The organism is Undibacterium sp. SXout20W, from assembly GCF_049340285.1.
GTDB lineage: Bacteria > Pseudomonadota > Gammaproteobacteria > Burkholderiales > Burkholderiaceae_D > Undibacterium.
Genome location: NZ_JBMPPH010000008.1, coordinates 51,177 through 75,818 on the forward strand (window position 1 = coordinate 51,177; position 24,642 = coordinate 75,818).

Sequence of the window (24,642 nt, forward strand, 5' to 3'; positions counted from 1 at the left end):
GTGGGGTATGTTGGGTATTTGGCTTTAGAAACATGCTATAGCGCTGTCGTATTCCGGTTTTTTAAAAAAAATTCAGTTCTTTGTTGTTTTTGAGAATGCTTATCGCAAGTTGAAAAAGGCTTTCTTTATTGAGTTTATGAAAATAGCCCGATCGATCTTTTTTATCTACCGGTGAAAATGAGCGGAAATAGACGGAGTAGGGCGTATTTGTTGCCGGATAAATTTTTCCAACATGCGAAGCTGGACAGAATGACCGCTTTTGATATTTAATCTGTCCCGTTCAATATTTTTTGCAATTGCTTATCAGCGATGCATAGATATATATGTTGGCAGGCTTGTTTAAAATATTATCAATAATTAATTTTATTGCAAGCTAAGGGGTTATGGCGCACGCTAACTTCTTTTTGATGAGTTTTTACCTCATTTTGCCAAAAAACGCATTTATTAACTCGTGTGGATTTAAGGAGGCACGATGACTAAAACGACATTTCTCAGTTTTGAGCAATCTATTGCTGAACTCGAAACGAAAATTGAAGAATTGCGGTTTGTACAGGACGATTCCGCAGTAGATATTTCTGAAGAAATTGATAGATTATCGAAAAAAAGTCAGATGTTGACCAAAGATATCTATGCAAAATTGACGCCATGGCAAGTGTCTCAGATATCTCGGCATCCGCAGCGACCATACACCCTAGATTACATTAGCCAGATTTTTACTGATTTTCATGAACTTCATGGTGATCGGAGTTTTTCTGATGACTTATCGATTGTTGGTGGTTTGGCAAGATTTAATGGCCAGGCGTGCATGGTGATCGGTCACCAAAAAGGTCGCGATACAAAAGAACGTGCAATGCGAAACTTTGGTATGCCTAAACCTGAAGGCTATCGTAAAGCAATGCGATTAATGAAGTTAGCCGAAAAATTTGATATTCCCGTTTTTACCTTTGTTGACACGACAGGTGCGTGGCCGGGGATTGATGCTGAGGAACGCGGCCAGTCAGAGGCGATTGGCCATAATTTGTACGTGATGGCGGAATTGAAAGTGCCTTTGATCGCCACTATTATTGGTGAAGGTGGTTCGGGTGGTGCGTTGGCCTTGGCGGTCGGTGATGCAGTATTGATGTTGCAATACGCAACTTACTCAGTCATTTCGCCTGAGGGGTGTGCTTCCATTTTATGGAAAACTTCAGACCGAGCAGCAGATGCTGCGGAAGCTTTAGGTTTGACTGCTCACCGCCTCAAGGCGATGGGCTTGATTGATAAAATTATCAATGAACCACTGGGCGGTGCACATCGTGATCCTAAGCAGATGTGTGCTCTCGTGAAGCGCGCTCTTGCCGACACACTTCGTCAATTTCAAGGTATGAAAACGAAAGACTTATTGGCAGCTCGTCACGAAAAATTAATGAGTTACGGTAAGTTCAAGGAAACTAAGCTAGCAGAATGAGTCAACGTAGTATAAGTGGTGCCTTAATGCACCACTTTTCTGAGACCTTAAATGCTTTTTTTTTGGAATCCGGAAAAGTCCCTTCCGAAAATGGTTTGGCTATTGCTTACAGTGGTGGCTTAGACTCGTCTGTATTGCTCTTTTTATGCTCTCAAATTTGCCTGCGACAAGGTATTCCGCTGTCGGCTTTTCACGTTCATCATGGGTTAAGTCCTAATGCCGATGCTTGGCTGGAGCACTGTGCAGATGTCTGTCGTGAACTCGCAGTTAATTTCACCTTTGAAAAAATTGTAGTTTCCAATTCAGATGGTGATGGTGTTGAGGGGAGCGCTAGAAAAGGGCGCTATCTCGCACTTGGCAGGATGACGGCTGCAGCGTCGATCGGTATTTTACTTACCGCTCATCACCAGGATGATCAAGCCGAAACTTTGCTCATGCAGATGCTTCGTGGCTCTGGCATAGCTGGTTTGTCCGGAATGGATACGTTTAACTACGCGCCGACGTTGTTTGAGAATCCGGATGTGATGATGATGCGTCCGTTACTTGGGATTTCCAGGGCGGAATTGGAAGTATTTGCTCAAGAAAACAATATTTCTTTTATCAATGATGAGTCCAATGATGACGTGCATTACCTTAGGAACGCATTGCGCCATCAGGTGATGCCGATATTGGAGCAAATTGCACCAGGATTCGCTGGACGTATGTCGCGTACTGCAAAACACATGCGATCAACCCATGATTTGATCGAAGCGCTCGCAATGAAGGACCTTTCAGCTTGCATGGATGTAAATGATTCGAGCTTGAACCTGTGTTCGATTCGCCTATTAGATTCAGAACGAGTGAGTAACCTTTTCAGGCTTTGGTTAAGTAAGCTTGGGGTGCGCATGCCATCTACATCTCGCCTAAGTGAAATTCGTAAGCAATTATTCGAGGCAAAGGAGGATGCTCGAATTAGTGTGTACCACGAAAAATTGGTCATTCATCGATATCAAAACAAGATATATGCTTCAGAAAAAGCGCTTGAGCCTACAAATGAAAGCTTGAACGTCGATTTTCGCTGGTCTGGAGAGGAATTTATAGAATTCCCGCAGTTCAATGGCACTTTATATTTTCGTAGAAATCTCCGAGGGCTGGATCCTCTATGGTTAACCCAGCAGTCACTATGCCTACATTTAAGAAGAGGTGGAGAGCGGCTAAAGCTTGGTGAAAATAGATCCACTCGCGATATGAAAAGTCATTACCAGTCGTTAAAGATTCCTTTTTGGGTGCGACAGCAACTGCCTTTTGTTTCTGTTGGTAGTCAATTGATATATGCAGCAAGAGTGGGGATGCAATCGCAATTTTGTGTCGATGGCTTTGACCAAGTTGTGTTTGATTGGGTAGCAAATTAGACTTTTCACTTCTGATTCTTGCAGAAAATAATAAGGTAATGGTGATAGCAATGGTAATGAAGAAAAATTTAAGACAAATTGTTTTGGATACCGAAACAACCGGCTTAAACACGCGCGATGGGAATCGGGTCATTGAAATTGGATGCGTGGAGTTAGTTGACCGTAAATTAACCGGGAATAACTACCATCAGTACATTAACCCTGAGCGTGACTCTGAGGAAGGAGCGTTGGCTGTTCATGGCTTAACCACGGAGTTTTTGAGCGACAAACCCAAATTTGCTGAAATTTCGCAGGAATTTTGTGAGTTTATTAAAGGGGCTGAGGTCATTATTCATAATGCGCCATTCGACGTCGGGTTCTTAAATGCCGAATTTGCTCGACTGGGCATTGGTTTGTTTACGGATTTCACAGAAACAGTGATTGACACGTTGGTGCAAGCGAAGGAATTGCATCCTGGTAAGCGCAATTCTCTAGATGCTTTGTGTGATAGATATGAAATATCCAATTCGCATCGAAAATTGCACGGAGCTCTATTGGATGCCGAATTGCTGGCAGATGTTTATTTGGCAATGTCGCGTGGTCAAAATAGTTTTGCGATTGACTTACCTGAAGAGGATGCGCCACTAAATCAAGAAACGCAGATTGTGGACTTGCCTGTGGACGACGTTCAAGTTGTCTATGCAGCAAGTGATGAACTAATTGAACATGATCTTCTTTTGTCTGGCTTGGACAAGCAATTGCGTCAAGCCTGTATTTGGCGAGCATAGTTTAATTAGACGCTATTCATTTTGAGTGTAGGAATAGGGTCTAAACTTTTCATGTGAAGTAAACTTCTTTGTTCCAGGTTGGCTGTTTCCCGGAAGAGGTTCCTGTGCGAACTTTCTTTTTATACATACCCTGAAAATTGTATTAATATCAACTAAAGACTCCTTTTAACGAGTGAGTCGTCACCTTGAAGCTCGTTTTGGTGTTGCTATTTTGCACTAAAGTGACTTTTTTCAAAAAAAATCAAAAAAAAATTAAAGTTTTTTGATCTCCCGTCGTTAATAAAGGTAGGAAAAAATATTTTAAATTTTTTTTCGAAATACCCTAAAGTTCTCGTTTTTCTTGCCGTTAATGATAGTAGATGAGATAAAAATAGTTGGGTAATTTTTATAAGTCGTTGATTTTGTTGGAAATTTTTCTGAATCATTAGAAAAATTAAAATTCGCTAAAAACGATATTTTTTTACGTATCGTTCTCAAATATTTCTTGTAGGATTTTTTCTTACAGGAACTTTTCTATTTTTCTGGAAATAAATCCCGTGTGCGGCCTATACACGGCGTTTTTGCGCGCGCTCACAATCTGTCTCACTGGCAACGAAATATGGCCTTTGAAAAACGGAACGGAGGGTGGGAACATGACACAGAACGATATGATGGCAGAAATTCGCGACGCAAATCTTAGCTACTTAATGTTGGCGCAGCAAATGATTCGTGCCGATAAGGCGACTGCGATTTTCCGGCTCGGTATTGGCAAAGAAATTGCTGATTTAATCGAGGGTTTGAATAACTCGCAAATTTTGAAACTTGCTGGCTCGAATATGATGCTTGCACGTTTTAGGTTTGAAGATAGCTCAATCCTTTGCATGCTGACGAACTACAACAAAGAACGTGCGCTCGCACACTCTCACGCGGCAATCCTGATGGCTGGACAGCCAGTTGAAGAAATTCATTGAACAAAATTCTTGAACCAATCGACGGAGGATGTGATGGCTATTAAAAGTGTTGTAACAGAGGCGCATGAAATTCAGTTGGCGGTTGATCTCGTTAATTTGGGGGCTAGACTGCAACTTCTGGAATCTGAAACTTCGCTTTCACGCGAACGTTTGCTGAAAATCTACAAAGAATTAAAAGGCGTCTCTCCACCTAAAGGTATGCTGCCATTTTCTACGGACTGGTTTGTTACCTGGCAGCCAAATATCCACTCCTCATTGTTTATGAATATCTATAAGTACCTTCATGAGCATGCGGACGTGTCGGGCGTTGAGGCCATTGTTAAAGCCTACCGATTATATTTGGAGCAGGTTGGTTGCGTCTCTGCTGATGATGCGGTTCTATCTTTGACTCGCGCGTGGACATTGGTGAGATTTTTTGAGGGAAAAATGCTAACATTCGCTAAATGTTGCGATTGTGGTGGGCATTTTGTTGCGCATTCCTTAGATTTGCACGATCATTATAAATGTGGTCTTTGTCATGTACCTTCGAGAGCGGGGAAAACGAAAAAGACTAAAGACGCTGACTCTTCATTGGAGATGGTGGCGTAATAACATTGAGGAGGAATCTTGGAATTAGCGTCATCCACCCGTGAACGCCATGATCCTCTGGAGATGAAAAGACTTAAATCTCCTGCGCTACGCGCTTTTCTTGTTCAGCTCTTCGCATTTGTTTGCTCTATTGCTTTGGCGGTTCTCGCCAGGCAGTTCTCAGGTTACCTCATCCCTTTCTTTGCGCTTCTTGCGTTTCAGTCAATTACTTCGACCTTACTTGCCTGGTTTTTGGGTTTGGAGTGGTGGTGGTTGATCATCGAATTCTTTTTTCCTATTGCCATAGTTGTTGCTTTACATTGGAATTTACCTCCAGCAGCGAGTTTGTTGCTATTTTTAATTCTATTTATGGTTTTTGGTACGACATTACGTACAAGAGTGCCGTATTACCCGTCGCAAGCGACATTGCCGGCCGCAATTATTAAATTGCTGCCTGCTAATGAAAATATTCATTTTTTAGATGTTGGAAGTGGATTTGGGGGCTTGGTTTTTGATTTGGCTAGAGAGCGTCCTGAATGGACATTGGCAGGTGTTGAAATTGCTATTTTCCCCTGGCTGTCAAGCCTATTGCGGATGCGCTTAAGCGGTATCAGAAACCTACATTTTGATCTGGGTAAGTATGAAGACGTCGATTTTTCAAAATTTAACGTTGTTTTTACTTACCTATCGCCTGTTGTCATGCCACAAATATGGACTAAGGTGCAGAATGAGATGGTGCCTGGAAGTATTTTTCTAAGTTACGAATTTTCGGTTCCTGAAGTTCCTGCATACGCTGAGATTTTGACAGCTGAAAACGCCCCTGTGTTGTATGTGTGGAAAATATAGGGTAAGTTGGCTTGTATTGTTTCCTAAAATAATCTTTTTCACTGTTATTTGCGTCAATTCAAGTGTTACCTATCGCATGGCCTGATATGATAGGTGAAAGTTATGTCAGTTAGATTTTCCTTCAAGGAGTAAGTTCCGTGTTAGTCATCGTTGGCTATATTGTCGTTATGGGGTCGGTCTTTGGTGGCTTTGCAATGGCCGGTGGTCATTTGGCCGTGTTATTTCAACCTTTGGAATTACTAATGATCGGTGGGGCGGCGGTTGGTGCGTCTCTCGTAGGTAACAATGCAAAGAGCTTAAAAGCTACTTTGAAAGCAGTTCCTGGCATATTCAAGGGTTCTAAATATACTAAAGCTTTGTACATGGAATTGATGACAATGCTTTTTGATGTTCTTACCAAGGTAAGAAAAGAAGGTCTCATGTCAATCGAGGGCGATATAGAAAAGCCAGAAGAGAGCCCTTTATTCAGTAAATATCCTGCGATCGTGCATGATCATCATATGATGGAATTTATCGGAGATTATCTGCGTTTGATGGTTTCAGGCAACATGGATGCGTTTCAGATTGAAAATCTGATGGATAATGAGCTAGAAACGCATCACCATGAAGCTGCGGTTCCTGCGCATTTTATTGCAAAATTGGGTGACGGTTTGCCGGCGTTTGGTATTGTTGCCGCGGTTATGGGAGTTGTTCATACGATGGAGTCGGTCGGTATTCCTCCTGCTGAATTAGGTATTTTGATTGCCCATGCTTTGGTTGGTACGTTTTTAGGTATTTTGTTGGCTTACGGCTTTGTCGGCCCATTGGCAGGCTTGATGGAGCAGCAGACGGATGAGTCGTCGAAGACCTTTCAATGCATCAAGGTAACATTGTTGGCAAGTCTCAATGGTTATGCGCCGGCTTTGGCGGTGGAATTTGGACGTAAAGTTCTTTACTCGACTGAAAGACCGACATTTAGTGAGCTTGAAGAGCATATTAAGCAATCCAAATCAAAATAATAAGGCTGTTGAAGGTTAGATATGGCAAACGAAGAGTTGCGCCCCATCATTGTTAAGAGAATTAAAAAAGTTGCGGGTGGGCATCATGGCGGTGCTTGGAAAATCGCCTATGCTGATTTTGTGACGGCAATGATGGCGTTTTTCTTGTTGATGTGGTTGCTCGGCTCGACTGCAAAAGGTAATTTGCAAGGTATCGCTGAATATTTCCAAACTCCACTGAAAGTCGCAATGGCTGGTGGTGATGGTAGTGGTGATAGTTCAAGCGTTATCAAGGGTGGTGGTAAAGATCTCAGCCTGCGTGATGGGCAAAACCGCAAAGGCGATATTGAGGCACAAAAAAAATCATACAACCTCCAGGCGGCTGAGGCCGCTTTGGCCAAGGTTGATGCGGAACGTTTGAAAGGCTTAAAGGCGCGGATAGAAGCTGTAATCGAATCTAATCCGACCTTGAGACAGTATAAAAAGCAGTTGTTATTGGATATCACAACCGAAGGTTTGCGGATTCAGATGGTTGATGAGTTGAATCGCCCAATGTTTGCATCAGCAAAAGCCGACTTGCAACCATACACCAAAGAAATATTGCATGAGATTGGTAAAGCTTTAAACGATGTCCCTAACAAAATTAGTTTGTCAGGACATACAGATTCAGCGCCTTATGGATCCGGTGAGAAAGGCTACAGCAATTGGGAGCTTTCGGCTGATCGTGCCAATACGTCGAGACGTGAATTGATTTACGGCGGAATGGATGAGTCAAAAGTGCTTCGCGTCGTTGGTTTGTCCTCATCGGTATTGTTTGATAAAGATGATCCTTTAAATCCAATAAATCGCCGTATCAGTATTATTGTGATGAACAAAAAAGCTGAAGAATCTGCCTCGCAAGATGGCGGTTCAGTTGAGGTTGCCAGTCAGGCTGATTCAAGTACGGAAGTCTCTGCTAATCCAGGAAAATAGTGTTTTAAGTCTTTTTGGTGGCTTAAATAATGCAGATAGGATGTTGAAGATGTCCAAAAAGAAAATGTTGGGATCTCACGTAAAGCAGTTGTTGTCTGGGGTCTCGGATCATGGCAGCGCGCATCTGTCTGAGGTGGAAACAGATTTGGCGCAGACTGCTTTGTTGCTTGGTGAGGCAATTGAGAAACTAGGTATTAGTTTTCTCGCGCTGCATTCTGCAGTGTTGAAAGAGCAGGAAGAGATAAACCTCATTGTTGAATCAGGTTCAATTTCTGCTGACAGTATTGAACGTTTAAAAAAAAGTCAGCTTGAAATTTCTCAGCATGTCAATTCTGCAGTCACGAGTCTGCAATTTCAAGATCTTACCAGTCAATTAATCTCTCGTACGATGCAACGGTGTGAGGGATTGCGTGAAGTATTGTTGACATTGGGTGTTGTTGGCGAAGACATGTCTTTGGATACGGAAAGCGACGATATTGCACATCTTTTAAAAGAAACAACGGTGCGGTTGGAGAAACAGAGCGCTGATCTGCAAAGCCTTTTAAGAAAAGCAGTTCATCAAAAGCACCTTAATAGCGGTGATATTGAATTATTTTAATTTTCAAAGATTCTCTCTCAAGGCATTTTGCCTTTAATTGGTAAAACGGAGTAATTATGGCCAAGACAATTTTAGCGGTTGATGATTCTGGCTCATTGAGACAGATGGTTGCTTTTAGTTTAAAAGCTGCGGGATATCAAGTTATTGAAGCCGTAGACGGGCAAGATGGTCTTGAGAAAGCGCGTAATCAGGTAGTTGATTTGGTTTTGACAGATCAGAACATGCCTAGAATGGATGGACTTACGTTAATCAAGTCGTTACGTGGCCTGGCGACCTATCAACGTGTGCCTATTCTGATGCTGACGACAGAGTCGAGTGATGACATGAAAGCAAAGGGCCGTGCTGCAGGAGCGAATGGGTGGTTAGTGAAACCTTTTGATCCGCAAAAATTAACAGAAGTCGTTAAAAAAGTTATCGGTTAAACATGGTCTATTTGGTTTTTCGTATTGCCAATGTAAATCTTGGAGTTAAATAATGACGATTGACATGAGTCAGTTTTTCCAGGTCTTCTTTGATGAGGCCGATGAGCTTCTTGCAGAGAAGGAAAAATTGTTGCTTGGCGTCGATGTTTCTTCTCCTGATCCAGAAGATTTGAATGCTATTTTCCGTGCGGCACATTCAATAAAGGGCGGAGCATCTACCTTTGGTCTAAATGATATGACCGAAGTGACGCATGTTTTGGAATCTTTATTGGATAAAATCAGAAAAGGCGAAATGGCTCTAACGGCCGAACATGTGGACGCTTTTTTGATCGCAAAAGATATCCTTAAAATGCAGTTAGATGGTCATCGTTTGGGAACGAGCGTCGACCAGGATGCGGTGGCTGACGTGAGAATGCTGCTGCAATCCTTATCGCAAGATGCGCCTTCCTTTGTTCCTCCACCACCGATTCAGCTAGAAGTCGTAGATCATGGAACGATCGTGTTTAAGGCTGCATATAAAATTGAGTTGCCAGAAGTGAGCGCGGACGATGCCAGCGCATTAATGGCAGAGTTAGGCTTGTTGGGGGCAATTTCGCGTGGGGAGGCGCACGAGGGTAAAGTTGTACTGCACTTGAGGACAAATGAGGGTAAAGACGACATCATTTCGATATGCTCGTTTATTCTGAATCCTGACTGCTTATCAATTACCGAAGAGCCATTACCTGGGCAGGTTGATGCGGTTCCTGCAGCGCTTTCGGAAGATGAGTTGGGGTATGGCTTTTTCGAGCCAATCGAGTCCATGTTTCCTCCAATCGAAGGTGAGTCAGAGAAAAAAAATAAAGCGGTCAACGTGGTTTCTACAGCCGCAAGTGCCGCCATCCCAGTTGTCGCCGATAAAAAACTGACTCCCAAAAAAGAGCATGAAAAAATACCGACGTCGGAATCTTCAACGATTCGGGTTGGGATAGAAAAGGTTGACCAATTAATTAATCTGATTGGTGAACTTGTAATTACTCAGGCAATGTTAGAGCAACGTACGCAAGATTTAGATCCGATTGCGAATGAGCGGTTACTTAACAGTGTGGCGCACCTGACGCGTAATACGCGTGATTTGCAAGAAGCGGTAATGTCAATTCGCATGATGCCGATGGATTATGTATTTTCGCGTTTTCCGCGCATGGTACGAGATTTGGCTACAAAGCTTGGTAAGAAAGTTGAATTTATCACTTACGGGGCATCAACAGAACTCGATAAAGGTTTGATTGAGCGAATTGTTGATCCATTAACGCATTTGGTACGCAATAGTATCGATCACGGAATTGAAATTCCTGCTCTTCGTAAGGAAGCAGGGAAGAGCGAAACGGGTCAATTGTCTTTGTCTGCAGTTCATCAAGGTGGAAATATTGTCATTGAGGTGAGCGATGATGGCGGTGGCTTGCATAGAGATAAAATTCTTGCAAAAGCACGTCAAAATGGGTTGACTGCGCCAGATTCTATGACTGATCCAGAGGTTTGGCAGCTCATTTTTGCGCCTGGATTTTCGACCGCAGAAATTGTGACCGATGTTTCTGGGCGCGGTGTTGGAATGGATGTCGTGAAGCGTAACATTACCGCCATGGGTGGCGTAGTCGATATTCGTTCCGCTAAAGGATTTGGAACAACAATTGTTATTTCACTTCCTTTAACCCTGGCGATCCTTGATGGCATGTCTATTAAGCTCGGAGAGGAAATCTACATCTTGCCATTAGGTTTCGTGGTTGAGTCAATGCAGCCTGCTCGAGAAGACGTTAAAGAAGTCAATGGCAGGGGGAAAGTAATTAAGGTTCGTGACGAATACTTGCCGCTGGTTCCGCTTTATCAGCGTTTTGATCTTGAGCCTAAATTTTTGGATCCATCGGATGGCATTGTCGTTATCGTTGAGGTCGACGGCAAGAAAGCAGCGTTATTTGTTGATGATCTGGTAGGCCAGCAACAAGTGGTGGTGAAAAACATCGAATCAAATTACAAAAAGATCCCAGGTATATCAGGTGCGACAATTTTAGGTGATGGCGGTGTTGCATTTATTCTTGATGTATCAGCACTCCTAAGATCAGTTAAATAGCACTGTATCGGCAAATTAATTTATACGAAGGACAAGAAATGGCGCAAGCTCCACAATCTTTAAATGATCAAAATCCGCAAAATGGCCGCTTGGAAACGGATATTTCAGGTCATGAATTTCTCGCATTTACTTTGGGGAATGAAGAGTATGGCATTGATATTTTGAAGGTTCAGGAAATTCGTGGTTATGAAGCTGTAACACGAATTGCCAATGCACCTGAATTCTTAAAAGGTGTAATTAACCTGCGTGGGATTATTGTTCCTGTGGTTGATATGCGTATTAAATTCAACTTAGGTAGTCCTACCTATGATCAATTTACCGTAGTGATCATTCTAAATATTGAAGGGCGTATCGTGGGCATGGTTGTTGATAGTGTCTCTGATGTTACAACTCTGCTTCCTGAGCAAGTTCGCCCATCTCCGGAAATGGGGACAACTTTTAATACTGAGTTTTTGATTGGATTGGGAACCTTAGAAGATAGGATGCTGATCCTGGTGGATATTGACAAGCTCATGTCAAGTCCAGAGATGGGATTGGTTGATCACGCTTCATAGCTGATCATTTCCAGCGTTTTATTTGTTTTTGCTGAAATAAGTTCCATTCATGGAGAAAAGTGTATGAACCTACGCAAACTTAAAATTGGTACCCGATTAGGAGTTGGCTTCGCACTGATCCTTTTAGGTATTGTTGTTGTCATGCTTTTTGTGAATGCAATGAACTCCTCGAATCGGAAAGACGTCGAAGAAAATCTGAGTTTGGCAAGTCGAAAACAAGCGTTAGCTAATTCAATGAAAAGCTCGTTATATGAAGCTGGTATTGCAATGCGTAATATTGGTATTCAATCCGATGTTGGCGAAATGCAGAAAGAAGAAGCCAAAGTCAGAGCGCAGCGGAAAGCCTATGACGATGCGAAGGATAAGATATCTTTGCTCGGACTGACGGACGAAGAAAAATCGATTTTGAACGACGTCGCAAAGTTAGATAAAGAGAGCGAGCAGCCATTCAAAAATGCGGTCGGTCAGGCGTTAGCGTTTAATGGCGAAGGGGCGGTAAAAATTATTACCTCGGTTTTGGAACCTTTGAGTACGAAATCCATTGCTGCGATTAATAAACTCGTTGAATTGCAGGATGCGAAATCAAAAAGCGTATTTGAATCATCCGCCCAAACCAGTGCAAAGCTTACTTATAGCTTGTATTTTATTTTGCTCTGCGCGCTTGGTGTCGGTGCTTTTTTCGCGTGGATATTGACGAATAGTATTACCAAGCCACTTTCGGAGGCGTTGGAATTAGCGGAAACCGTTGCAAGCGGTGATTTGCGAAGTCAAGTCATCGTCGAGGGAAGCGATGAAGTTTCTTCGTTGCTCGCGGCGCTGAAAAATATGAATGATAGTCTGGCCTCAACAGTTGGCCAGGTGCGTACGGGTACCGAGACAATTACGGTTGCGTCGCAGGAAATTGCCTATGGGAATGCGGATTTGTCGAGCCGGACTGAATCGCAGGCAAGTTCTTTGGAAGAAACCGCCAGTTCAATGGAAGAACTGACCAGTACTGTTCGTCAAAATGCGGACAATGCACGCCAGGCAAACCAACTTGTTGTATCTGCTTCGAGTGTTGCCGTTAAGGGGGGGGCGGTTGTGGGGCAAGTTGTTAGTACTATGGGATCGATCAAAGAAAGTTCTCGAAAAATAGTGGATATTATTGGCGTCATTGATGGCATTGCGTTTCAGACCAATATTTTGGCCTTAAATGCTGCTGTCGAAGCGGCGAGAGCTGGTGAGCAAGGCAGGGGGTTTGCTGTTGTTGCCGCCGAAGTACGGAATTTAGCCCAGCGCAGCGCCAGCGCCGCAAAAGAAATTAAATCACTGATTGGTGATTCAGTCGATAAAGTCGATCAGGGAAGTAGATTGGTTGACGAAGCGGGCAAAACAATGGACGAAATTGTGACCAGCGTTCAACACGTCGCCGATATTATGAGTGAAATTACCGCCGCAAGTCAGGAACAAAGTGCTGGTATCGAGCAGGTTAATCTCGCCATTACACAGATGGATGAAATGACGCAACAAAACGCGGCGCTGGTTGAGCAAGCAGCCGCAGCAGCAGAAAGTATGGAAGAGCAGGCGATTGCTTTAGGGCAAGCAGTTAGTGTATTTAAATTAGCGGGAAGCACTCAATTCAAAGCTTCAAATGCACCAACGAGATGCCATAATTTGAAAAGTACTGTAAAAATGCAGCCAAAAGCGCTGAGTTCTACTTCTGCAAAGTCAAATCCAACTCAAATTAAGCCAAACTCAAGCAGCGATGATGCGGACGCTTGGGAAGAGTTTTAATCGGTGATGGAACGTTGGGTTCGTGGTGTTCATGTGTTTGAATCGAAGTTAATGTGTTTTTTGGTTTTGCTTAAGGATGAAAATGGCAGCGAAAGAAAGGCTTGAGGGATCGAAAGAGTTTGATTTTCATGCGCGAGATTTTGATCGTGTTCGAGACCTCATCTATAAGCGAGCTGGAATTTCACTTGCGGATAGCAAGCAGGAAATGGTGTATAGCCGATTAGCCAGGCGCTTGCGCGCTACAGGGATGAACTCGTTTTCAGATTATCTGAATACATTAGAGCGCGATCATGATAGCCAGGAGTGGGAAGCATTTACTAATGCATTAACGACCAATTTAACTTCTTTTTTTCGTGAAGAGCATCATTTTCCTATTTTGGCGGAGCACGTTCAAAAGAAAAAAGAGCAGATTCAGATTTGGTGTTCCGCGAGTTCCACAGGTGAGGAGCCATATTCAATTGCGATGACACTTTGTGAGGCGTTTGGAAGCTTGCGCCCACCTGCGCAGATCATTGCAACAGATATCGATACGAATGTTTTAAATACCGCTTCCCGGGGTGTTTACAATATCGATAGAATTGAAAAATTATCTTCTGAGCGTGTGAAAAAGTTTTTTCTTAAAGGTACAGGGGCGCAAGACGGTTTAGTTCGTGTCAGACAGGAATTAAGAGACATGATCACCTTTAAGCAACTCAATTTACTCGACGATAGTTGGGCTCTAAAAGGGGCTTTCGATGCGATATTTTGTCGTAATGTAATGATTTATTTTGATAAGCCAACGCAAGGAGCAATATTGAAGAAATTTGTTCCATTGATGAAGCCTGACGGTCTTTTATTTGCAGGGCATTCAGAAAACTTTCTGTACGTGTCAGATGATTTTAAGTTGCGCGGAAAAACCGTCTATGAACTTTCTACTTTGCGCTCTGCGAGCGGAAAGATTGCCGGAAGCCAATCGCACAAAGGTAGCCTATGAGCCAATTAAGTGAGGAGCACTTTGCAACGAATGTCTATTACGACAGGACATTTGATTGCGATGCTGCCAAAATTTTGCCTGGTGAATTTTACTTCACGAATAAAGACATGTTGATTGTCACGGTCTTGGGCTCGTGTGTGTCAGCATGTATTCGAGATCGTGTTTCTGGTGTCGGAGGAATGAATCATTTCATGCTTCCCGATACTGGCGGTGATGCAGATAATCCTGTCTCCGCGTCAATGCGTTATGGAACTTATGCGATGGAAGTATTAATCAATGAGCTTCTGAAAGCTGGTGCTAAACGCGAAAATATGGAGGCTAAGGTTTTCGGAGGGGGGAATGTGTTGCGTGGTTTTACTGCAATCAACGTTGGAGAGCGCAACGCAAGATTTGTACTTGATTACCTAAAAGCTGAACGCATGCGGGTAATTGCGGAAGATCTTAATGATATATATCCACGAAAAGTATATTTTTTCCCGAAAACAGGGAAAGTATTGGTAAAAAAACTTAAAGTTGAACATAACGATACTCTCAAACGACGTGAGCAGGATTATGCGAGCCGACTCAAATCTACATCAGTAGGCGGTGATGTGGACTTGTTTTAAGTTGCATATAAAGTAGAAATAGTTGTAATTGCCGTAGCGGATAATTCAGCTAGCATGCTTGAGACTACGAGGTTTTGATGAAGAAGATAAAAGTATTAATTGTCGATGATTCAGCACTCATACGAAGTGTGATGAACGAAATTATTGGTAGTCAAGCAGATATGGAAGTTGTCGGTGTGGCACCCGATCCACTAGTGGCGCGCGAACTGATAAAGCAAACGAATCCTGATGTTCTGACTTTGGATGTTGAAATGCCAAAAATGGACGGGCTGGATTTTTTAGAGCGATTAATGCGCCTGCGACCAATGCCAGTGATTATGGTGTCGTCGTTGACTGAGCGTGGTTCCGAAATTACAATGCGCGCACTCGAGTTAGGTGCCGTTGATTTTGTAACTAAGCCAAAATTATCAATACAAAGCGGAATGCTTGATTATGCGGAGCTCATTACCGATAAGATTAGAGTTGCTTCAAAGGCAAAAATTCGTCCGAGAATACTGAGCGTTGCTGGGCAGCCGAAAACGTCACAAGATTCATTGCCTTTAGTACGAAATCCTTTGACCAGTAGTGAGAAACTCATCATTATTGGGGCGTCGACCGGTGGTACTGAAGCAATTAAAAATTTTCTTGTACAGATGCCATCCGATTGTCCGGGGATTTTAATCACGCAGCATATGCCTGAAGGGTTCACCCGGTCTTTTGCCAAGCGTCTTGATGGGCTCTGCAAAATTGCTGTGTCAGAAGCGGCTGGCGGTGAACGTGTGTTACCTGGTCATGCATACATTGCGCCTGGACATTCCCACCTCTTGTTAGGTCGTAGTGGTGCAAACTATGTAACACAGCTGGATGCTGGTGAACCTGTCAATCGTCATAGACCATCTGTTGACGTGTTATTCAGATCTGCTGCAAATTGTGCTGGTAAAAATGCTGTGGGTGTGATTTTGACCGGAATGGGTAAAGATGGCGCTTTAGGTATGTTGGAAATGAAAAATGCGGGCGCTTATAATTTTGCCCAAGATGAAGCAAGTTGTGTCGTATTTGGAATGCCTAGGGAGGCAATTGCTGCAGGTGCTACGCATGAAGTTGCCTCTTTGAATGACTTGCCTGCTAAGGTGTTACATTACCTTGCATCACAAGGAAGCCGTGCTTTAAGGGTTTAAAATAGAAGAAATGATGCTTTGCTGCAATTTCAACACCTTTTAAACTTAATTTGACCGATAATACTAACAACTGTAATTAAAGAAATAGTGGAGTAATTCATGGCTGATCAAAATCTGAAATTTTTAGTTGTAGATGACTTTTCTACCATGCGCCGCATCGTCAGAAATTTGCTCAAAGAATTGGGATATTCCAATGTTGATGAAGCAGAGGACGGCGCGATGGGCCTTGCTAAATTGAAAAATGGCGACTTTGATTTCGTCATTTCTGACTGGAATATGCCCAATATGGACGGATTGACGATGCTCCAGCATATACGAGCTGATCCAGCTTTGGCGAAATTGCCGGTACTAATGGTGACTGCTGAGGCAAAGAAAGAAAACATTATTGCTGCGGCGCAGGCCGGTGCTAATGGTTATGTCGTAAAACCTTTTACGGCTGCAACTCTCGATGAAAAGCTTTCTAAAATATTTGAAAAGCTGGGTAAAAGTACATAAAAATATAGGCAAAGTACTGGGGACAATATGAGTCAACATAATAATCAGACTACTCAACAAGAAGATCTCCTCTCCAGAGTTGGGCACATGACCAGGTTGTTGCATGATAGTTTGCGCGGTTTGGGGCTTGATAAATTACTGGAAAGAGCTGCGGAAGATATTCCTGATGCCAGAGATCGTTTGGATTATGTTGCTCGTATGTCAGAGCAGGCAGCGCAGCGTGTTTTAAATGCAACTGATCTTGCGATTCCCTTACAAGAGAAGTTGGATTTAGAAGCAAAGAAAATTAGCGCGTCCTTGCAAGTACTTTTATTGCAGCCAGCTTCCCAAGAAAAATATCAAGAGCAAACCAAAGAAGTGTTGGAATATCTGACCTTGGTCAGCAACCATAGTGCAGAGACCAAAGCCCATCTCATGGAAATTATGATGGCGCAAGATTTTCAGGACCTCACTGGTCAGGTAATTAAGAAAGTGACAGTTCTGGCGCAAAATCTTGAGCAGCAATTGGTGCAATTACTTATCGATTACTCTCCTGCTGATAAAAAAAAGGAAGTTGCCGATGGGCTTTTGAACGGTCCGCAAATCAATCCAGACGGAAAAACGGACGTTGTTGCTAATCAAAGTCAGGTGGATGATCTTTTGGATAGCTTAGGTTTCTAAGAATTTTAGAAGCGACGCCTAATATACAATTAGCAAAGTCGACATGATTGAAGATAATTTTATTTTACGAGAACCGTTACTTGATCCCAAACAAAAGGTCATTGGTTTTCAGTTTTCTTGGTTACAACGAGATCCAAGTGCCGATGTAAGTTTGCCCGATCTTGATCATTTGCTTGAATTTGTTGCTGGTCACCTTAATAATGATGAAAAAGGTTTTTTGCTTGGGGATAGCCTACTGTTTTTAGAGGCCGCACCGGAGCTACTTGCAGCTGAAGGATTAAAGTTATTCCCTCCCAAAAATACAGTCCTTATTTTGCACAAGAAGTATTTTGCAACCGAAGGAACCTTGGACGCTGTCAAAAGGCTGCGTCTATTAGGCTATGGAATATGCCTTCGAGGTGCTGAAGTCACGACCTTGGAACGGTCCTTTTTTGCGTATGTAACGCATATTGAAGTGAAGCTAAATGCATCCAATTTTGCCTCTCAGGCTAAGGTGTATGGAAGTTTAAAGCAGTCGTCTGTGAAGATGGTGGCGAGAAATGTTTCCACTTGGCAGGATTACGATGCGTGTTCTGCATTGGGTTTAGACAGTTTTGTTGGTAAATTGCACTTAACGCCAAGACCAAGTTCAGCGCCTAAAACGTTGAATTCATCGCAAACGACTATTTTGCAATTAATGGAAATGGTACGGAAAAATGCTGACATCCAACAGTTAGAGCTGGTTGTCAAGCGAGATCCTACATTAGCGTATAAACTACTGCGTTATATTAATTCTGCTGGGTTTGGATTGAGAACTGAAGTTCAGTCTCTAAAGCATGCGGTTCAGATGTTGGGTTATAGCCCTCTGTATCGATGGCTCACGGTGTTACTTGCTACCGCAAGTACAAGTGGGTACTCTCCCGTGTTGTTGGAAACTGCAATTGTCCGTGGGCGTTTTGCCGAAATTCTTGGGCAAATGAAAATGTCCAAAGTGGAGGCTGAAAATTTGTTTGTGGCAGGCATGTTCTCTTTGCTTGATAGGTTGTTGGGTTTGCCAATGCAAGATGTGTTGGCATCTATTCAACTTCCGGAAGTGGTAACGGAAGCATTGATTTCCAGAAGCGGTTTGTATGGACCGTATCTTGCGCTTGCTGAAGCGTGTGAATTGAATAGTTCGTTGGTGGGCTCACTTGCTGAATCCGTTAAAATATCTTCTGAAGATTTAAATGCTGCGCACTTGGCAGCCTTGGTTTGGGCGAAAAATATCGTGGCGGCGTAATTAATTCGGATACGTTATGATGGCAAGCCTTGGCGCTTGCCATTTTTTTATTGCGATTTACATATGTAAAATATATTTTTGATTGTTTTCAGCGCGAGTTGAGACGTCAAGAGTAGATACTTTTAATTATTATTTGAATGCAAACAGTAAAAACAGTGCGATTTCCTGAAATACCCAACTGGTTAGTGTGGGTTGTCGCCGTTTATTTCGTTGGATTTGGACTGGGTAGTTATGCGGTCCTTGATAATAACGAAGGTTTGTACGCAGAAATATCGAGAGAAATGCTCCGCTCCGGCGATTGGACGCATTGGATTATTCCTCGGCTAAATGGCCTCTCGTATATGGAAAAGCCTCCTTTGCTCTATTGGCTAACTGCTTTAATGTTTGCTTTATTTGGCGAGGGGGAATGGGTAGTCAGACTCGTTCCAGCACTGTCATGCTTAGGGTGTGTTGGTTTCATTTTGTGGTTTTCCAGAAAGATAAACCGAGGTGCAGCTGGTCGTTTTGCTGCGATTGTTTTTGTTTCTGGCTTAGGCGTGACCGCGATGGCTCGCACGCTGATGTTCGACATGTTGCTGACAGTATTTCTAACTGGTTCAGTGATGTTCGGTTATTTATTCCTGAATACGAAGCAAAAGTCTTACTTGTATCGCTCTATGGCAATGCTGGCGTTGGCATTGTTGGCAAAGGGATTTGTTTCGATTATCCTGTTCGTTGCCATTATCGGTGCTTATATTTTAATCAGTTCCACGTCAATCTCCGACTTTTTTTCACGCTTAGGTTTATGGTTTAATTGGCGTGGAATCTTGGTTTTTATCTTGATTTCTGCTCCTTGGCATATTGCCGCCATTCTTACAGAGCCTATTTTTGCGTGGTTTTATTTTATCAATGAGCACTTATTGCGCTTTTTGGGAAAACGTGAGCCGCATGACTATTATGCTGGTGCTTGGTGGTATTACATTCCTCGGGTAATTCTGTTTCTTTTTCCATGGTCTTTGCTCCTGCCAAGTTTGTTATTTGCCAAATCAAAAAAACTAAGTGATAAGAATCTGCATCTGTTTTTTTTGATGGCGTGGTTGATGCCCGTGCTTTTTTTCTCTATTTCAAGCGCTAAGGCAAATTATTATTTGGTCGCTGTGATGCCTTTGGCTGCTATGCAACTCGCGTTTATTGTTGAGGATAAACTTAATGCTGGATCATTCCGAATCTTATTTCCGGGAATATTGTTAAGCAGTTTTTTTGCTGCCGGCATTTGGTGGGTTTTATCAACTCAGCATGAAGGTATGAATGAACTCGTCATCGCAGGAATTCCTGCTGCCAAGTTTTGTTTGTATAGTCTGATAGTGCTGTTAATTTCTGCTTGTGCAAGTATGCTCTTGGCTTATCGAATGAAAAATGTGGGTATCTTTGCCTATCTTTTGCTGCCCGTCGTAATTTTACCAATCTTGCTTCAAACGCTGGTCGAGATGAATGATTTTAATTCAACTAAGGCTGCTGTTGAACTTGTTCAACGTGAATTTCCTAGTGATGAGGTTGTATTGTTTCAAGTTTTTGAGCAACAATCTTCGTTGCCATTTTACTTAAAGCAGCCAGTTAAAATTGTCGAAAGCCATAGTAGCGATTTGTTTTGGGGAAATAAATTACATAAGAATAATATTGTGATTGATGACGCCGTATTTGCAAATTTAGCTGATAAGTCAAAAATATCATTATTGGTAATAAAGCAAAATTTAGCTGAATTTAAACAAAAAAGTTACGCAGGCAAATTCAAACTCGTTGCCCAGCGTGGGAATACCTCCATTTTTTCAAATTAAGTCTCGCATTTATGATAATTTAATTCGCTCTATTCTGGAGTGAGGCAAGTCATCAAGGTATAATCACGTTTTTCTCGTCCAACCTGCGATAGTTAGAGAGAAACTGTCTCGCTATTGCCCAATACCTCTCACGCCATGTTGATATTGCCAGGCTCTAACGCCCTGTCTGCTTTTCGTACCTCCAATCTTCTTAACCGTTTGCAAGAAGTTGATGCCAATATTGTTGGCGTCACTGCAAGATATCAACATTTTGTTGATGTTAGCTCTACTCTCCAAGAAACTGAAATTGATCGCTTGAAAGCGCTGCTGGTCTATGGCGAATCATTCAGCGGAACCGAGGAGGGCGCGACTTTTGTCGTGATCCCGCGACTCGGTACTATTTCTCCGTGGGCGAGTAAGGCGACTGAAATTGCTCTCAACTGCGGTATGCCTCAGATTCGCAGGATTGAGCGTGGTGTCAGTTATTTTGTGCAAATGAAAACCGGCTTTTTGGGTGGTACGAAGGAACTCAAGCAAGCAAACCGTGATGCGGTGACTGCATTGTTGCATGATCGAATGACAGAAATGGTCTTGTCGCATACCAATGAAGCACAGGCATTGTTCAGCACGTTGGAAGCTAAGCCATTGGCATTTGTCGATATTCTGGCTGGCGGAAAAGAGGCCTTGCTCGAAGCGAACACGACATTAGGTCTTGCATTGTCGGATGATGAAATCGACTATCTGGTTGACGCATTCAATGCAGCCAAACGAAATCCTACCGACGTTGAGTTGATGATGTTCGCACAGGCCAATAGCGAACATTGCCGTCACAAAATTTTCAATGCAGACTGGACTATAGACGGCGTCACTCAAGACAAGTCTTTGTTCAAGATGATTAAAAATACCCACGAATTGCATCCGCAAGGGACGGTGGTAGCATATAGCGACAACTCATCGATTATCGAAGGTGCGACGGTTCAACGTTTTTATCCAAAGAACGTTGAGCAGGGTAATGTGTATCAGGCAGCTGAAGAATTGACTCACATTCTGATGAAAGTAGAGACGCATAATCACCCGACTGCGATTTCCCCTTTCCCTGGTGCGTCAACTGGTGCCGGTGGCGAAATACGTGATGAGGGTGCAACAGGTCGTGGTGCAAAGCCAAAGGCAGGCTTGTGCGGCTTTACTGTATCCAATTTGCAAATTCCTGGTCATGTACAAGCTTGGGAAAATGCCAGCGATTGTAATACTGGCGAAAAATCTGCTGAGGTATATGGCAAGCCAGATCGCATCGCATCTGCTTTGCAAATCATGGTCGATGGCCCATTAGGTGGCGCGGCATTTAATAACGAATTTGGTCGTCCAAACCTGGGCGGTTATTTCCGTACCTACGAGCAAAATGTCGCCGGTACTGTTTATGGCTATCACAAACCGATTATGATCGCTGGTGGTATCGGTAATATCTCTGCCAAGCACACACTCAAAAATGATTTACCGGTCGGCAGTCTGTTGATACAACTTGGTGGTCCAGGCATGCGCATAGGTATGGGCGGTAGCGCTGCCTCATCGATGGCAACAGGCACCAACACGGCAGATCTTGATTTTGACTCGGTACAACGTGGTAATCCTGAGATGGAACGTCGCGCACAAGAGGTGATTAACTCCTGCTGGCAAATGGGTGATGACAATCCTATCTTGTCGATTCATGACGTCGGTGCTGGTGGCTTGTCGAATGCATTTCCAGAAATTACAAATGATGCCAAACGTGGCGCGATTTTTGACTTGCGTAAAATTCATCTTGAAGAAAGCGGTATGGCTCCAAAAGAGATTTGGAGTAATGAATCTCAAGAACGCTACGTCATGGCTATCGCGCCGGAAAGTCTGGAATTATTCCGTAGTTTCTGCGAGCGTGAGCGTTGTCCATTTGCAGTGGTTGGTACGGCTACCGAAGAGCGCCAATTGAAGGTTATTGATCCTGAGCATAACAATTCTCCGGTTGATATGCCAATGAATGTATTGTTGGGCAAACCACCTAAGATGCATCGTATCGTTGAGCGCGTTGAAAAAACATTTGCGCCTTTGGATTTGACTGGTATCGATTTGCGTGACGCTGCGCATCGCATTCTGAGCTTACCAACTGTTGCCGATAAGTCTTTCTTGATTACGATTGGTGATCGTAGTGTTGGCGCAACCACCGTGCGTGATCAGATGGTTGGTCCATGGCAAGTGCCTGTTGCTGATTGCGCAGTCACTACCATGAGTTTTGAAGGCTATCTGGGTGAAGCAATGTCCATGGGTGAGCGCACTCCGTTGGCAGTCATTGATGCCCCGGCATCTGGTCGTATGGCTGTGGGTGAGGCAATTACCAACATCGCAGCAGCACCGATCAATGAAATTTCAGATATCAAACTCTCCGCCAACTGGATGGCTGCGTGTGGCCAACCAGGGCAAGATGCAGCGCTGTTTGATACAGTGAAAGCAGTCGGTATGGAATTGTGCCCGGCGCTGGGTATTAGTATTCCAGTCGGTAAAGACTCTTTATCCATGCGTACTACATGGAAAGAAGATGATCAGAATAAATCGGTCATGTCACCGGTATCGTTGATCATTTCTGGTTTTGCTCCTGTGTACGATGTTCGCAAAACACTGACACCACAAATTCGTCTCGATCAAGGCGATACGAGCCTGATTCTGATTGATCTTGGCCGCGGTAAAAACCGTCTCGGTGCATCTTGCTTTACGCAAGTAATGCAAGCAATCGGTGATCAAGCACCTGATGTGGAAGGCGCAGAAGACTTGAAAGCCTTCTTCGCAGCGATTCAACAATTAAATCGTGAAAATAAAGTCTTGGCGTATCACGATCGTTCAGATGGTGGCTTGTTTGCGACGCTGTGTGAAATGGCATTCGCTGGCCGTGCAGGCCTGTCGATTAACCTCGATATCCTGACAATGGAAGCAGAGCACGCGGCAGATCAGGGTGATGCTAAAAATTGGGCAGGGCAGGTCGCTGAACGTCGCAATGATCTGACCTTGCGCGCATTGTTCAATGAGGAGCTCGGTGCTGTGATTCAGGTTCGTACTGAACAACGTTCTGAAGTCATGGATGTATTGCGTGCACATAATTTAGGTGCATGTAGCCACATCATCGGCAAAGCACACCAGGGCGACAATATAGGCTTCATGCGCGATGCCAAAGAAATCTTTACTGAGGCACGGTCTTCATTGCATCAAATCTGGAGTAAAACCAGCTGGCAGATCGCACGTATGCGTGACAACCCCGCTTGTGCAGATGCAGAGTATGCACGCATTTTAGACGTGCAAGATCCAGGTATGCAGCCAAAGATCAGCTTTGATATGCAAGCGGACGTAGCAGCACCATACATTGCAACTGGCGTGCGTCCAAAAGTGGCAATCCTGCGCGAGCAGGGCGTCAATTCCCACATTGAGACTGCCTATGTGATGCATAAGTCAGGATTTGAATCCGTTGACGTCCACATGAGCGATTTGATTGCCGGACGTGTTAAATTGGCGGACTTTAAAGGCTTAATCGCCGTTGGAGGTTTCTCTTACGGCGACGTATTGGGCGCAGGTGAAGGCTGGGCTAAAACCATTTTGTTTAACAGCATGATGTCTGAACAGTTCTCAGCGTTCTTCCATCGCAACGATACCTTTGGTCTGGGCATCTGTAACGGATGTCAGATGATGAGTAACTTAAAGTCGATTATTCCTGGCGCAGAAGCATGGCCTAAATTTACCCGCAACAAATCGGAACAATTTGAAGCCCGCTTTGCGATGGTGGAAGTGCTGGAATCAAATTCCATTTTGTTCGACGGTATGGTGGGTACGCAGACACCAATCGCCGTGGCACACGGTGAAGGCTTTGCTGATTTCTCAACCACTGGTGACATCACTAAAGTGCAAGCCGCAATGCGTTTTGTCGATCATCGTGGACAAGCAACAGAGGCGTATCCATACAACCCGAACGGTTCTCCGCAAGGTATCACGTCGGTCACCAACGCAGATGGTCGCTTCACAGTCATGATGCCGCACGCTGAACGCGTATTCCGCTCAGCTATCCATTCATGGCATCCAGATGACTGGGCAGAAGACTCACCTTGGATGCGCGTGTTCCGCAATGCGCGTAAGTGGGTGGCTTAACGCTTTAGATTTTCAAAATATGAAAAAAATGCTCTCATATATATGCGATATATATGAGATATATATGCGATCTATGTGCGAGAGCTTTTTTTATGTGGAATGCCCCGATACGAATTAAAACCGAATTCACTGCACTTGCGTTTACAACCCAGCTGACTTCTGAATTGCCAGCACTGTA

At 43.6% G+C, this 24,642-nt stretch carries 21 protein-coding genes; all 21 read left to right on the plus strand.

Annotated features, from left to right (window positions below):
- Positions 1 to 472 precede the first annotated feature (472 nt).
- A complete protein-coding gene (locus ACO0K1_RS06595) occupies positions 473 to 1,447 on the plus strand; it encodes an acetyl-CoA carboxylase carboxyltransferase subunit alpha (protein WP_423023950.1) in 975 nt (324 codons plus the stop codon).
- The gene (tilS, locus tag ACO0K1_RS06600) at positions 1,444 to 2,838 is read left to right on the plus strand and encodes a tRNA lysidine(34) synthetase TilS (RefSeq protein WP_423023952.1); all 1,395 of its coding nucleotides are present in this window, start codon (positions 1,444 to 1,446) and stop codon (positions 2,836 to 2,838) included. The genes ACO0K1_RS06595 and tilS overlap by 4 nt, the downstream gene beginning before the upstream one ends.
- A 56-nt stretch (positions 2,839 to 2,894) precedes the next feature.
- The gene (dnaQ, locus tag ACO0K1_RS06605; RefSeq protein WP_423024089.1) at positions 2,895 to 3,605 is read left to right on the plus strand and encodes a DNA polymerase III subunit epsilon; all 711 of its coding nucleotides are present in this window, start codon (positions 2,895 to 2,897) and stop codon (positions 3,603 to 3,605) included.
- Positions 3,606 to 4,237: 632 nt separating this feature from the next.
- Positions 4,238 to 4,555: a flagellar transcriptional regulator FlhD gene (gene flhD, locus ACO0K1_RS06610; protein ID WP_176801927.1), complete on the plus strand. Its 318-nt coding sequence runs from the start codon at positions 4,238 to 4,240 to the stop codon at positions 4,553 to 4,555.
- Between the two features lie 33 nt (positions 4,556 to 4,588).
- Positions 4,589 to 5,143, plus strand: a complete 555-nt coding sequence (gene flhC / locus ACO0K1_RS06615; protein ID WP_423023954.1) for a flagellar transcriptional regulator FlhC — start codon at positions 4,589 to 4,591, stop codon at positions 5,141 to 5,143.
- A gap of 18 nt (positions 5,144 to 5,161) precedes the next feature.
- Complete coding sequence (locus ACO0K1_RS06620; protein ID WP_423023956.1) at positions 5,162 to 5,968, plus strand: class I SAM-dependent methyltransferase; 807 nt, start codon at positions 5,162 to 5,164, stop codon at positions 5,966 to 5,968.
- 137 nt (positions 5,969 to 6,105) lie between these two features.
- Complete coding sequence (gene motA / locus ACO0K1_RS06625; RefSeq protein ID WP_423023958.1) at positions 6,106 to 6,966, plus strand: flagellar motor stator protein MotA; 861 nt, start codon at positions 6,106 to 6,108, stop codon at positions 6,964 to 6,966.
- 21 nt (positions 6,967 to 6,987) lie between these two features.
- Entirely contained in the window at positions 6,988 to 7,917 is a 930-nt protein-coding gene (motB, locus tag ACO0K1_RS06630; protein WP_423023960.1) for a flagellar motor protein MotB, read from the plus strand.
- A 49-nt stretch (positions 7,918 to 7,966) separates the two neighbouring features.
- Complete coding sequence (locus ACO0K1_RS06635) at positions 7,967 to 8,515, plus strand: chemotaxis protein (protein WP_423023962.1); 549 nt, start codon at positions 7,967 to 7,969, stop codon at positions 8,513 to 8,515.
- A gap of 56 nt (positions 8,516 to 8,571) precedes the next feature.
- A complete protein-coding gene (locus ACO0K1_RS06640; protein WP_162020889.1) occupies positions 8,572 to 8,937 on the plus strand; it encodes a response regulator in 366 nt (121 codons plus the stop codon).
- A 52-nt stretch (positions 8,938 to 8,989) separates the two neighbouring features.
- Positions 8,990 to 11,038 carry a chemotaxis protein CheA gene (gene cheA, locus ACO0K1_RS06645; protein WP_423023964.1) on the plus strand — a complete coding sequence of 683 codons (2,049 nt, stop codon included), beginning with the start codon at positions 8,990 to 8,992 and terminating at the stop codon, positions 11,036 to 11,038.
- A 38-nt stretch (positions 11,039 to 11,076) separates the two neighbouring features.
- On the plus strand, positions 11,077 to 11,592 hold the full coding sequence (locus ACO0K1_RS06650; protein WP_423023966.1) for a chemotaxis protein CheW: 516 nt from the start codon (positions 11,077 to 11,079) through the stop codon (positions 11,590 to 11,592).
- A 63-nt stretch (positions 11,593 to 11,655) separates the two neighbouring features.
- Positions 11,656 to 13,365, plus strand: coding sequence for a methyl-accepting chemotaxis protein (locus tag ACO0K1_RS06655; RefSeq protein WP_423023968.1), 1,710 nt, complete (start codon positions 11,656 to 11,658; stop codon positions 13,363 to 13,365).
- Positions 13,366 to 13,441: 76 nt separating this feature from the next.
- A complete protein-coding gene (locus tag ACO0K1_RS06660) occupies positions 13,442 to 14,338 on the plus strand; it encodes a CheR family methyltransferase (protein ID WP_423023970.1) in 897 nt (298 codons plus the stop codon).
- On the plus strand, positions 14,335 to 14,943 hold the full coding sequence (gene cheD / locus ACO0K1_RS06665; protein WP_423023972.1) for a chemoreceptor glutamine deamidase CheD: 609 nt from the start codon (positions 14,335 to 14,337) through the stop codon (positions 14,941 to 14,943). The genes ACO0K1_RS06660 and cheD overlap by 4 nt, the downstream gene beginning before the upstream one ends.
- Before the next feature lie 77 nt (positions 14,944 to 15,020).
- Positions 15,021 to 16,100 (plus strand): protein-glutamate methylesterase/protein-glutamine glutaminase, encoded by a 1,080-nt coding sequence (locus ACO0K1_RS06670; RefSeq protein ID WP_423023974.1) that lies wholly within the window; start codon positions 15,021 to 15,023, stop codon positions 16,098 to 16,100.
- Between the two features lie 99 nt (positions 16,101 to 16,199).
- A complete protein-coding gene (gene cheY, locus ACO0K1_RS06675) occupies positions 16,200 to 16,595 on the plus strand; it encodes a chemotaxis response regulator CheY (RefSeq protein WP_423023976.1) in 396 nt (131 codons plus the stop codon).
- Positions 16,596 to 16,622: 27 nt separating this feature from the next.
- The gene (gene cheZ / locus ACO0K1_RS06680; RefSeq protein WP_423023978.1) at positions 16,623 to 17,255 is read left to right on the plus strand and encodes a protein phosphatase CheZ; all 633 of its coding nucleotides are present in this window, start codon (positions 16,623 to 16,625) and stop codon (positions 17,253 to 17,255) included.
- A gap of 43 nt (positions 17,256 to 17,298) precedes the next feature.
- Positions 17,299 to 18,513, plus strand: a complete 1,215-nt coding sequence (locus ACO0K1_RS06685) for an EAL and HDOD domain-containing protein (protein WP_423023980.1) — start codon at positions 17,299 to 17,301, stop codon at positions 18,511 to 18,513.
- Positions 18,514 to 18,854: 341 nt separating this feature from the next.
- The gene (locus ACO0K1_RS06690) at positions 18,855 to 20,327 is read left to right on the plus strand and encodes an ArnT family glycosyltransferase (protein ID WP_423023982.1); all 1,473 of its coding nucleotides are present in this window, start codon (positions 18,855 to 18,857) and stop codon (positions 20,325 to 20,327) included.
- 135 nt (positions 20,328 to 20,462) lie between these two features.
- Positions 20,463 to 24,464 carry a phosphoribosylformylglycinamidine synthase gene (purL, locus tag ACO0K1_RS06695; protein ID WP_423024091.1) on the plus strand — a complete coding sequence of 1,334 codons (4,002 nt, stop codon included), beginning with the start codon at positions 20,463 to 20,465 and terminating at the stop codon, positions 24,462 to 24,464.
- Positions 24,465 to 24,642 lie beyond the last annotated feature (178 nt).

What these genes read in the sequence shown, in the direction of transcription:
- ACO0K1_RS06595 (WP_423023950.1), top strand. Translation starts at nt 473, where the DNA reads ATGACTAAAACGACATTTCTCAGTTTTGAGCAATCTATTGCTGAACTC.
- tilS (WP_423023952.1), top strand. Translation starts at nt 1,444, where the DNA reads ATGAGTCAACGTAGTATAAGTGGTGCCTTAATGCACCACTTTTCTGAG.
- dnaQ (WP_423024089.1), top strand. Translation starts at nt 2,895, where the DNA reads ATGAAGAAAAATTTAAGACAAATTGTTTTGGATACCGAAACAACCGGC.
- flhD (WP_176801927.1), top strand. Translation starts at nt 4,238, where the DNA reads ATGACACAGAACGATATGATGGCAGAAATTCGCGACGCAAATCTTAGC.
- flhC (WP_423023954.1), top strand. Translation starts at nt 4,589, where the DNA reads ATGGCTATTAAAAGTGTTGTAACAGAGGCGCATGAAATTCAGTTGGCG.
- motB (WP_423023960.1), top strand. Translation starts at nt 6,988, where the DNA reads ATGGCAAACGAAGAGTTGCGCCCCATCATTGTTAAGAGAATTAAAAAA.
- ACO0K1_RS06635 (WP_423023962.1), top strand. Translation starts at nt 7,967, where the DNA reads ATGTCCAAAAAGAAAATGTTGGGATCTCACGTAAAGCAGTTGTTGTCT.
- ACO0K1_RS06640 (WP_162020889.1), top strand. Translation starts at nt 8,572, where the DNA reads ATGGCCAAGACAATTTTAGCGGTTGATGATTCTGGCTCATTGAGACAG.
- cheA (WP_423023964.1), top strand. Translation starts at nt 8,990, where the DNA reads ATGACGATTGACATGAGTCAGTTTTTCCAGGTCTTCTTTGATGAGGCC.
- ACO0K1_RS06650 (WP_423023966.1), top strand. Translation starts at nt 11,077, where the DNA reads ATGGCGCAAGCTCCACAATCTTTAAATGATCAAAATCCGCAAAATGGC.
- ACO0K1_RS06655 (WP_423023968.1), top strand. Translation starts at nt 11,656, where the DNA reads ATGAACCTACGCAAACTTAAAATTGGTACCCGATTAGGAGTTGGCTTC.
- ACO0K1_RS06660 (WP_423023970.1), top strand. Translation starts at nt 13,442, where the DNA reads ATGAAAATGGCAGCGAAAGAAAGGCTTGAGGGATCGAAAGAGTTTGAT.
- cheD (WP_423023972.1), top strand. Translation starts at nt 14,335, where the DNA reads ATGAGCCAATTAAGTGAGGAGCACTTTGCAACGAATGTCTATTACGAC.
- ACO0K1_RS06670 (WP_423023974.1), top strand. Translation starts at nt 15,021, where the DNA reads ATGAAGAAGATAAAAGTATTAATTGTCGATGATTCAGCACTCATACGA.
- cheY (WP_423023976.1), top strand. Translation starts at nt 16,200, where the DNA reads ATGGCTGATCAAAATCTGAAATTTTTAGTTGTAGATGACTTTTCTACC.
- cheZ (WP_423023978.1), top strand. Translation starts at nt 16,623, where the DNA reads ATGAGTCAACATAATAATCAGACTACTCAACAAGAAGATCTCCTCTCC.
- ACO0K1_RS06685 (WP_423023980.1), top strand. Translation starts at nt 17,299, where the DNA reads ATGATTGAAGATAATTTTATTTTACGAGAACCGTTACTTGATCCCAAA.
- ACO0K1_RS06690 (WP_423023982.1), top strand. Translation starts at nt 18,855, where the DNA reads ATGGAAAAGCCTCCTTTGCTCTATTGGCTAACTGCTTTAATGTTTGCT.
- purL (WP_423024091.1), top strand. Translation starts at nt 20,463, where the DNA reads ATGTTGATATTGCCAGGCTCTAACGCCCTGTCTGCTTTTCGTACCTCC.